The following is a 10083-nucleotide window of genomic DNA, read 5'->3' on the forward strand; positions in this document are numbered from 1 at the left end:
GTCGTGAAGTTCAGTGATCAGACGGCGGCGGTCTCGGCGGAGCCGGTGTACTTGACGTACCCGTTCTCCTCCAGCTCGTCCGCGAGTTCACGGCCGCCGGACTCGACGATCTTGCCGCCGGCGAAGACGTGCACGAAGTCGGGCGTGATGTGCCGCAGGATCCGCGTGTAGTGCGTGATCAGCATGACGCCGGCGTCGTTGTTGGCCTTGAACTCGTTGACGCCCTCGGACACGACGCGCAGCGCGTCGACGTCGAGGCCGGAGTCGGTCTCGTCGAGAATGGCGATCTTCGGCTTGAGCAGCGCCAGCTGCAGGATCTCGTGGCGCTTCTTCTCTCCCCCGGAGAAGCCCTCGTTCACCGAACGCTCGGCGAACTCGGACGAGATCTCCAGCTTGCCCATCTCTTCCTTGACCTCCTTGACCCAGTGGCGCAGCTTGGGGGCCTCGCCACGGACCGCGGTGGCCGCGGTGCGGAGGAAGTTCGACATGGACACGCCCGGAACCTCGACCGGGTACTGCATGGCGAGGAACAGGCCCGCGCGGGCGCGCTCGTCGACGCTCATCTCCAGCACGTCCTCACCGTCGAGCAGGACCTGCCCGGAGGTGACTTCGTACTTGGGGTGGCCGGCGATGGCGTAGGACAGCGTGGACTTGCCCGAACCGTTGGGGCCCATGATCGCGTGGGTCTCGCCCGACTTGATCGTCAGGTTGACGCCCTTGAGGATCTCCTTGGGGCCCTCCTCGGTCGTGACCGAGGCGTGCAGATCCTTGATTTCCAGCGTAGGCATTTCTTTCCTAAAAGTCTGATGTGGACGGACGAGGGCTTAGACGCCCACGGCTTCGAGCTCGGCTTCGATCGCGGCCTCGAGACGCTCGCGCACCTCGGGAACGCCGATCTTGACCAGGATCTCGTGGAAGAACCCGCGTACGACCAGGCGACGCGCGGCGTCTTCGCCGATTCCACGCGACTGGAGGTAGAACAACTGCTCGTCGTCGAACCTTCCCGTCGCGCTCGCGTGGCCCGCGCCTTCGATCTCGCCGGTCTCGATCTCCAGGTTCGGGATCGAGTCCGCCCGCGCGCCCGGCGTCAGCACCAGGTTGCGGTTGAGCTCGTAGGTGTCGGTGGCCTCGGCGGCCGCCCGGATCAGCACGTCGCCGACCCACACGGTGTGCGCGTCGTCGCCCTGCAGCGCGCCCTTGTACATCACCCGCGACTTGCAGTTCGGCACCGCGTGGTCGACGAAGAGCCGGTGCTCCTGGTGCTGGCCCGAGTCGGCGAAGTACAGGCCGAGCATCTCGACGTCGCCGCCCTTGTCGGCGAACGTCGCCGTCGGCGAGACGCGGACGAGGTCACCGCCCAGGGTGATGACGATGTGCTTGAGGCTGGCGTCGCGGCCGAGCTTGAGATGCTGCTCGGAGACGTGCACCGCGTCGTCGGCCCAGTCCTGGACGCTGACCACGGTCACGTTCGCCGAATCGCCGATGACGAACTCGACGTTGTCGGCGTAGGTGCCGGAGCCGGTGTGGTCGAGGACGATGACGGCCTCGGAGAACTGCTCGGCGCGCACCTGCACGTGCCCATAGGCGACCTTGCCCTCGCCGGGGCCGGTGATCTTCACCGTCGACGGCTTCGACGTCTTCGTCTCCTTGGGCACCGTGATGACGGTGGCCTCGGTGAACGAGGAGTACGCCTGCGCGGCGATCCGGTCGCTCGGGACACCCGCGGCGCCGAGGCGCTCGTCATCCCGGCCGACCGTCTCGATCTTCAGTTCGGGCGCGGCGTCGGCGTCCACTGTGGCCGAACCCGAAGCGGCGGCGGACCCGTCGTGCAGGCCACGCAGCCGCTTCATCGGAGTGAAACGCCAGTTCTCCTCACGACCGCCGGGGACCTCGAAGGCCTCGACGTCGTAGGAGGTGAAGCGCTCCGCGCGAGAGGTCGCCGGAATGACGACCCCTTCGCGCATCGCTTCGGAAACGTTGTTCTCGGTAACCGACATGACTAGCCGACGGACCCTTCCATCTGAAGCTCGATCAGGCGGTTCAGCTCGAGCGCGTACTCCATCGGCAGCTCACGCGCGATGGGCTCGACGAACCCGCGCACGATCATCGCCATGGCCTCGGCCTCGTCGAGACCGCGCGACATGAGGTAGAACATCTGGTCTTCGCTGACCTTCGAGACGGTCGCCTCGTGGCCCATGGAGACCTCGTCGTTGCGGATGTCGACGTACGGGTACGTGTCCGACCGCGAGATCGTGTCGACCAGCAGCGCGTCACAGACCACGCTGGACCGCGAGTGGTGCGCCCGCTTCGCGACCTTGACCAGGCCGCGGTAGGAGGTGCGGCCACCGCCGCGCGCCACCGACTTCGACACGATGGTCGAGGAGGTGTGCGGCGCCAGGTGCTCCATCTTCGCGCCGGCGTCCTGGTGCTGGCCCTCGCCCGCGAACGCGACCGAGAGGACCTCGCCCTTGGCGTGCTCGCCCATGAGGAACACGGACGGGTACTTCATCGTGACCTTGGAGCCGATGTTGCCGTCGATCCACTCCATGGTCGCGCCCTCTTCGCACTTGGCGCGCTTGGTGACCAGGTTGTAGACGTTGTTCGACCAGTTCTGGATGGTCGTGTACCGGCAGCGAGCGCCCTTCTTCACGATGATCTCCACGACCGCCGAGTGCAGCGAGTCGGACTGGTAGATCGGCGCGGTGCAACCCTCGACGTAGTGCACGTAGGCGTCTTCGTCGACGATGATCAGGGTCCGCTCGAACTGACCCATGTTCTCGGTGTTGATGCGGAAGTACGCCTGCAGCGGGATGTCCACCTTGACGCCCTTGGGCACGTAGATGAACGAACCGCCGGACCACACCGCGGTGTTCAGCGCGGAGAACTTGTTGTCCCCGGCCGGGATCACGGAGCCGAAGTACTCCTTGAAGATCTCCGGGTGCTCCTTGAGCGCGGTGTCGGTGTCCAGGAACAGGACGCCCTGCGCCTCCAGGTCCTCGCGGATCTGGTGGTAGACGACCTCGGACTCGTACTGCGCCGCGACACCGGCGACGAGGCGCTGCTTCTCCGCCTCGGGGATGCCCAGCTTGTCGTACGTGTTCTTGATGTCCTCGGGCAGGTCTTCCCACGAAGTGGCCTGCTTCTCCGTGGACCGCACGAAGTACTTGATGTTGTCGAAGTCGATCCCGGAGAGGTCCGCACCCCAGTTGGGCATCGGCTTCAAGTCGAAGAGCTTGAGCGCCTTGAGTCGCGCTTCGCGCATCCACTCCGGCTCGGACTTCTTCGAGGAGATGTCGGTGACGACGTCCTCGTTCAGTCCGCGACGGGCCGTTGAGCCCGCCTCGTCGGAGTCCGCCCAGCCGAACGCGTACTTGCCAAGGGACTCGATGGTCTCTTCCTGGCTCATGGGCGCGGTGGTGGGAGTGCGCTGCTCGGCAGCGGCAGTCATGCGGGTTTCCCTCCATTCGGGATCCGTGCTGTGCGCCCTGGGGAGGGCGCCGTGCTTCCCGGCCCGGGTGTGGCCGGGTGACCCGCCGAGACGACGGGTACGTGTGTGGTGCACGCGTTGTCACCGCGTGCGATGGTCGCCAGCCGCTGGACGTGAGTACCCAGAAGTTCCGCGAAAGCCTCGGTTTCGGCTTCACACAACTGAGGGAACTCGGCGGCGACGTGGGCGACCGGGCAATGGTGCTGGCAGAGCTGTTCGCCGACACCGACCTGACGGGTCGACGCAGCGTAACCCTCCCTGGTCAGCGCCGCAGCGAGGGCCTCGGCGCGCGAGGCGGGATCCGTGTGCTTGGTGATCGCGTCTTGATGCGGACCGACCAGCGAAGCGACCCGAGCCTCCGCGAAGGCCTTCACGGCGTCTTCGCCGGCGTGCTCGGCGAGGAAGCGGATGGCCGAGGACGCGAGGTCGTCGTAGGCGTGCCCGAACCGGGCGCGGCCGGCTTCGGTGAGCAGGAAGTTCTTGGCCGGACGGCCTCGTCCGCGGGGGCCGCGGCGCGGCGCGTCCCGGGTTTCGGCCTCGCCGTCGGCGAGCAGCGCGTCGAGATGACGGCGGACGGCGGCGGCGCTGATCCCCAGCTGCTCGGCCACCACGACGGCGGTCATCGGACCCTGTTCCAGCAGCAAGCGGGCCACTTCATGCCTGGTCCGCCCCTCGGGGCCGACCTGCGCGGGGACAGGCTGGACCTCGGCGCGGAGCATGTCGCCACCGGCCTCGTCCTGCGTTCCCGTCTTTTTCACAACACAAGTGTGACGTATTTCCGGGGAGACGGCAAAGAGGGGTGCCTCACGGAGTGGCGTGGGTCACGTTGGCGGCTGAAGGACGCTTTCACCGCATGCGACGAGACGAAAGCGTCCTTCACCGCGTCGCATGCGGCGAAGGGCCCCTTCAGCCCTCGGTAACCACGTACCCGCCCGATCTGTTCCCGGCATCGCTACCCTTCGTGCGTGGCAGTGGGCGATCACCCGGCACAGCGGGACATGGACGGGGCAGAGCCGGAAGACCGGGCCGTGGGGTCGGCGGGGTCGGTGGCGACGCTCGTCCCCGGGCGCCCGCACGATCCGGAACCCCTGGACGACAAGGAACTGCGCGGGCTGAACGTGGTCCGCCGGTTCGGCGCGGTCGGTTCCCTGTTCCTCGCCCTCGGCTCGCTCGGCGCGGGCGCCGCCCCGGTGATCAACCCGGTCCAGGAGATCCCGGTCCTGCGGCTGTTCACCCGGATCCCCATGGTCTCGCTCGCGATGGGCCTGGCGGGCATGGCGATCATCGTGCTCAGCTGGCTGCTGCTCGGCCGGTTCGCGCAGCCCGCGCGCCGCCGCCTCGCCACCCAGGGCCAGCTCGCCCGCACCATCGCGCTCTGGTGCGCGCCGCTGCTGTTCATCCCGCCGCTGTTCTCCCGCGACGTCTACAGCTATCTGGCGCAGAGCGAGATCGTCGCCCGCGGGATGGACCCGTACTCCCTNCGCGACGTCTACAGCTATCTGGCGCAGAGCGAGATCGTCGCCCGCGGGATGGACCCGTACTCCCTCGGCCCGGCCGAGGCCCTGGGCGTCTCCGACCCGCTGACCTCGGGTGTCTCCAACATGTGGCGCGAGACCCCGGCGCCGTACGGCCCGCTGCTGCTGCGTCTCGGCGGCTGGCTCGCCCCGCTGAGCAGCGGAAACATCGTCACCGGGGTCCTGCTGCAGCGCGGGCTCGCGCTGATCGGCGTCATCCTGATCATCTGGGCGCTGCCCCGGCTGGCCCGGCGGTTCGGCGTGCAGCCCGCCACCGCGCTGTGGCTCGGCGCGGCGAACCCGCTGCTGATCTTCCACTTCGTCGCGGGCGCCCACAACGACGCGCTCGCGATCGGGCTCATGGTGGCCGGGCTGGAGATCGGTCTCCAGCGGATGCCGGTGCGGTTCAAGAACGACGAGCCGCCCCCGCTGGCCAAGGGCGAACTCCTCTACATCGGGCTCGGGGTGGTGCTCATCACTCTCGGCGTCGCGGTGAAGATCAACGCGATCCTGGCGCTGCCGTTCTTCACGGTGATGGTGGCCAGACGATGGCACGGCCGGATCAAGGACCTGGTCACCGCGGCGGTGCCGATGGCGTTGCTGTTCGGTGTGACCCTGGTGGCGGTCTGTTACGGCACGGGCCTCGGTTTCGGCTGGGTCGGCGCGCTCGGCACGCCGGGACTGGTCCGCTCCTGGATTTCGCCGACGTCGGAACTCGCCGCGCTCGGCGGTGTCCTCGGCATCGCGCTCGGTCTCGGCAACCACACCAACGCGATGGTGCCGATCCTCGGCTCACTCGGCTATCTCGTCGCGGGCGCGGTGACGGTCAAGTTCCTCTGGGACAGCTTCAAATGGCGCTACCGGCCGATCATCGGCCTCGGTGTCTCCCTCGGCGCGGTGATGGTACTGCACGTCGCGCTGCAGCCCTGGTACCTGCTGTGGGCGATCATCCCGCTCGCCGCGGCGGCGGGGACCTCGCGGTTCCGCATCGCCGCGACGATCGTCACCGCCGTCCTGCCGTTCCTGCTGCCGACGACGGGAAGCACCTTCGAGGGCCGTGGTTTCGTCCTGCCGTTCGCGTGGGCCGCCGCCGGGGTCGTCACGCTACTGGGGCTGTTCATCGTCCACCGCCTCTCACCACTGCTGCTGTCCAGACCGTCCCCGGAGCATTCGGTCCCGGTGTGAGGCCGTATCGTGACCTGTCGTGAACGCCCCCGCCGCCGAGATCACCGGGCTGGTGAAACGCTACGGATCCACCACCGCCGTCGATGGACTCGACCTGCGGATGGAACGTGGCACGCTGCTCGCTCTGCTCGGCCCGAACGGGGCCGGCAAGACCACCACCGTCGAGATCTGCGAAGGCTTCCTGCGGCCTGACGACGGCGAAGTCCGTGTGCTGGGCCTGGACCCGGCGCGCGACGGCGCCGCGCTGCGGCCCCGGATCGGCGTGATGCCCCAGGGCGGCGGCGCGTATCCCGGCGTCCGCGCCGACGAAATGCTCGGCCTGGTCGCCGCGTGCGCGGCGAACCCGCTCGACCCGGCCTGGCTGCTGGACGTCCTCGGTCTTTCGGGAGCGAGGAAGACGCCGTTCAAACGGCTTTCCGGCGGGCAGCAGCAACGGCTCTCCCTCGCCTGCGCGCTCGTCGGGCGGCCGGAGCTGCTCTTCCTCGACGAGCCGACGGCGGGCATGGATCCGCAGGCCCGCCGCCTGGTCTGGGATCTGCTCGAAGCGCTGCGCGCCGATGGGGTCAGCGTGCTGCTCACCACGCATCTGATGGAGGAGGCCGAAACGCTGGCCGACACCGTGGTGATCGTGGACCACGGCAAGGTCGTCGTCGAAGGTTCCCCGCAGTCGCTGACCGTCGAGGCCGGTGAGACCGCGCAGCTGCGGTTCAAGGCGCGGACGCGGCTCGACACCGCGCTGCTGACCGCGGCGCTGCCCGAGGGGCACCTCGTCCACGAGTCGGCGCCGGGGACGTACCTCGTCGAGGGCGCGATCGACCCGCAGGTGGTGTCGACGGTGACGGCGTGGTGCGCACAGCAGGGTGTCATGCCGGAGGAACTCCAGGTCGGCAGGCGCACGCTGGAAGAGGTCTTCCTGGAGCTGACCGGACGGGAACTGCGCGCATGACGACGCTGCCCACACCGCGGTTCACCGCGGGCACGTTCACCCCGGCCCCCGGTCGCGGTTCGCTCGGCAAGATGCTGCGCACGCACGCGAAGGTCGAGGCGAGCCTGACGCTGCGCCACGGCGAGCAGATCCTGCTGACCCTGCTCATCCCGCTCGCGCTGCTGATCGGCCTGTCGCTGCTGGACATCCTGCCGTCGTCGCAACTCGGCGATTCGTCCAAAGTGGACTGGATCACGCCGAGGATCCTGGCGCTGGCGGTGATGTCTTCGGCGTTCACCGGACAGGCCATCGCGCTGGGGTTCGACCGCCGCTACGGCGTCCTCAAACGCCTTTCCGCCACCGCGCTGCCCCGCTGGCTGCTCGTCGCGGGCCGGGTGGCCGCCGCGCTGGTGGTGGTCGCGCTGCAGGCGGTGATCCTCGGTGCCGTCGCCGCGCTGCTGGGCTGGTCGCCGTCGCTCGGCGGGATCCTCGGCGCGATCCCGTTCCTGATCGTCGGCACGCTCGCGTTCGGCGCGCTGGGCCTGCTGCTCGGCGGGGCGCTGCGCGCGGAGGCCGTGCTGGCGCTGGCGAACATCGTCTGGTTCGTGCTGCTGCTCGCGGGCGGCATCCTGCTGGCGCCGTCGACCATGCCGTCCGGCGTCGCGTGGATCGTCGAACTGCTGCCTTCGGGCGCGCTCGCCGAAGGCCTGCGATCGGTGCTGCTGGACGGTTCGTTCGGCTGGGGCCCGTTCGCGGTGCTCGTCGGCTGGGGTGTCGTCGCGGGCGCGCTGGCGAGCAAGACCACCAAGCTCACCTGAGGCGGCCGACACACCGCGTGTGGCCGGTGGAACGCTCTCAGGAACGGCGTTCTAGCATCGGACGGTGCCGTTCCAGAGCCTTGTAGCGCGTCTGCCGTATCCCTCGTTCGCGGTCCAGCGAGCGGTCGCGATAGCGGCGGTGATCGCCCAGGCGGGCATCGGCGTCACCGGATCGGTCGTCCGGGTCACGGGTTCGGGCCTCGGCTGCCCGACCTGGCCGCAGTGCGTCGAAGGCAGCATCGTGCCGGTCGCGCACCCCGAGTTGGACATGCTCACCCAGTGGATCGAGTTCAGCAACCGGTTGCTGACCGGCGTGGTCATCCTCGTCGCCGCGCTGTGCGTGATCACCGCGTGGCGCGTGCAGATCGAGCACCCGAGCCGCCGCCGTCTGGTGAAACTGGCCTGGACGATGCCCGCCGGCGTGATGCTGCAGGCCGTCGTCGGCGGGATCACCGTGCTCGCGAAACTCGAATGGTGGACCGTCGCGCTCCACTTCCTGGCCTCCACTCCCCTGGTCTGGCTCGCTGTGCTGCTGCTGCGGGCGTTCAAGGAAGGTGACGAGCCCGCCCGCTGGCTGATCCCGGACGCGGCACGCAAGACGCTGATCGCGCTCGCCGTGTCCATGTGGGCCGTCCTCGTGGCGGGAACCACCGTGACCGGGGCGGGCCCGCACGGCGGCGACCCCGGCACCCACCGGCTCCAGGCCCCGATCGAGACGCTGACCCAGGTCCACGGTGGACTGCTGGTGGTCTACCTGATCGTGCTGGCCGTCTTCGGGCTCCAGCTGATGCGTGGCGAGACGCCGAAGCAGTTGTGGAAGCGGTACACCATCGTGTGGGTCGTCGCGGTCCTCCAGGGCGTCGTGGGCTCGGTGCAGTACGCCCTCGGTGTCCCGGAGGCGCTCGTCTCGTTCCACGTCCTCGGCTCCGCGCTCGTGATCATCTCGACGGCGGCGCTGTGGTGCGGCTCGCGCGACCGTGGTCCCGTGTTCTCGGCCACGGCTCCGGAACGCGAACTCGCCACCTCGAACTGAACCGGACGTAACCCCCAGGCGGCGTGCTCGCCAGACGGTGCCCTTACGCTGCGCTCGGTGCCCCACACGGGGGTCACCACCCAGTCGAGGCACGAGGTGTCGCATGACCGCCAGCACCGAGCCGGACGCACCGGCCAGTCCGTCCAAACCCCTGATCTCCCACCGCCGAGGCTCCGGGGAGATGCTGATACTCAAGACCTTCCTGCTGGTCCCGTTCGTCGCGCTGCTCGCCGCCGTGCCGATCGTGTGGGGCTGGGGCATGACCTGGGTCGACCTGGCGCTGGCGGCCGTGTTCTACACCGTCGGGACGCTCGGGGTGACCGTCGGATACCACCGCTACTTCACCCACGGCGCCTTCAAGGCCGGGCGGCCGCTGCGCGTGGCGCTCGCCATCGCCGGCAGTTTCGCCGTGCAGGGTTCGGTCATCTTCTGGGTGGCCAGTCACCGTCGCCACCACGCCTTCGCCGACCGCGAAGGCGACCCGCACTCCCCCTGGCTGTTCGGGACGTCGCCCTCGGCGCTGCTACGCGGCTTCTGGCACGCGCACATGGGCTGGATGTTCAGCCGCGAGGTGACCAACTACGACCGTTTCGCGCCGGACCTGGTGGCCGACAAGGACCTTCGCGTGGTGAACCGCTACTTCTGGCTGTGGATCACGCTGAGCCTCGCGCTGCCCGCGGTGCTCGGCGGGCTGATCAGCTGGTCGTGGTGGGGTGTGGTGACCGGGTTCTTCTGGGCCGGGCTGGTCCGGATCGCGTTCCTGCACCACGTCACCTGGTCGGTGAACTCGATCTGTCACCTGGTCGGCGAGCGCCCGTTCGCCAGCCGTGACAAGGCGGCGAACTTCTGGCCGCTGGCGATCCTGTCCATGGGCGAGTCGTGGCACAACTCCCACCACGCCGACCCCACCTGCGCGCGGCACGGTGTCCTGCGCGGACAGGTCGACGTGTCGGCACGGGTGATCTGGCTGTTCGAGAAGTTCGGGTGGGCACGGGACGTGCGGTGGCCGAAGCCGGAGCGCTTGGCCGCGAAACTCGCCAAACCCGCCTGACCCTCCCCTAGCGCGCTATGAACGGGCCGTTCCTTGCAAATTTTGCAAGGGCGTGCGATCGCCGCGGGGA

9 protein-coding genes are annotated in these 10083 nt (G+C 68.9%); 5 read left to right on the plus strand and 4 right to left on the minus strand.

Features of this window, described 5'->3' with window-relative positions:
- Nucleotides 1-17: 17 nt before the first annotated feature.
- The 4 genes from sufC to LCL61_RS31280 are packed head-to-tail and all read right to left on the minus strand — an operon-like array spanning nucleotide 18 to nucleotide 4245.
- Nucleotides 18-788 (minus strand): Fe-S cluster assembly ATPase SufC, encoded by a 771-nt coding sequence (sufC, locus tag LCL61_RS31265; RefSeq protein WP_007029703.1) that lies wholly within the window; start codon nucleotides 786-788, stop codon nucleotides 18-20.
- 36 nt (nucleotides 789-824) lie between these two features.
- A complete protein-coding gene (gene sufD / locus LCL61_RS31270; protein WP_340683092.1) occupies nucleotides 825-1997 on the minus strand; it encodes a Fe-S cluster assembly protein SufD in 1173 nt (390 codons plus the stop codon).
- A gap of 2 nt (nucleotides 1998-1999) precedes the next feature.
- Nucleotides 2000-3448 carry a Fe-S cluster assembly protein SufB gene (gene sufB, locus LCL61_RS31275; protein WP_038515497.1) on the minus strand — a complete coding sequence of 483 codons (1449 nt, stop codon included), beginning with the start codon at nucleotides 3446-3448 and terminating at the stop codon, nucleotides 2000-2002.
- Nucleotides 3445-4245, minus strand: coding sequence for a helix-turn-helix transcriptional regulator (locus LCL61_RS31280; RefSeq protein WP_425341944.1), 801 nt, complete (start codon nucleotides 4243-4245; stop codon nucleotides 3445-3447). Before LCL61_RS31280 ends, sufB begins: the two co-directional genes overlap by 4 nt.
- A 240-nt stretch (nucleotides 4246-4485) precedes the next feature.
- Between LCL61_RS31280 and mptB the strand changes: the two genes are divergently transcribed.
- From mptB to LCL61_RS31305, 5 genes are all read left to right on the plus strand, one after another.
- Nucleotides 4486-6186: a polyprenol phosphomannose-dependent alpha 1,6 mannosyltransferase MptB gene (mptB, locus tag LCL61_RS31285; protein ID WP_340688723.1), complete on the plus strand. Its 1701-nt coding sequence runs from the start codon at nucleotides 4486-4488 to the stop codon at nucleotides 6184-6186.
- A gap of 19 nt (nucleotides 6187-6205) precedes the next feature.
- A complete protein-coding gene (locus LCL61_RS31290) occupies nucleotides 6206-7132 on the plus strand; it encodes an ABC transporter ATP-binding protein (protein WP_340683093.1) in 927 nt (308 codons plus the stop codon).
- Nucleotides 7129-7929: an ABC transporter permease gene (locus tag LCL61_RS31295; RefSeq protein ID WP_340683094.1), complete on the plus strand. Its 801-nt coding sequence runs from the start codon at nucleotides 7129-7131 to the stop codon at nucleotides 7927-7929. The genes LCL61_RS31290 and LCL61_RS31295 overlap by 4 nt, the downstream gene beginning before the upstream one ends.
- 64 nt (nucleotides 7930-7993) lie before the next feature.
- A complete protein-coding gene (locus LCL61_RS31300; RefSeq protein WP_340683095.1) occupies nucleotides 7994-8962 on the plus strand; it encodes a COX15/CtaA family protein in 969 nt (322 codons plus the stop codon).
- Nucleotides 8963-9065: 103 nt separating this feature from the next.
- Nucleotides 9066-10013 carry an acyl-CoA desaturase gene (locus LCL61_RS31305; RefSeq protein ID WP_340683096.1) on the plus strand — a complete coding sequence of 316 codons (948 nt, stop codon included), beginning with the start codon at nucleotides 9066-9068 and terminating at the stop codon, nucleotides 10011-10013.
- Nucleotides 10014-10083 lie beyond the last annotated feature (70 nt).

This window comes from Amycolatopsis coloradensis, assembly GCF_037997115.1.
Taxonomy (GTDB): domain Bacteria; phylum Actinomycetota; class Actinomycetes; order Mycobacteriales; family Pseudonocardiaceae; genus Amycolatopsis; species Amycolatopsis coloradensis_A.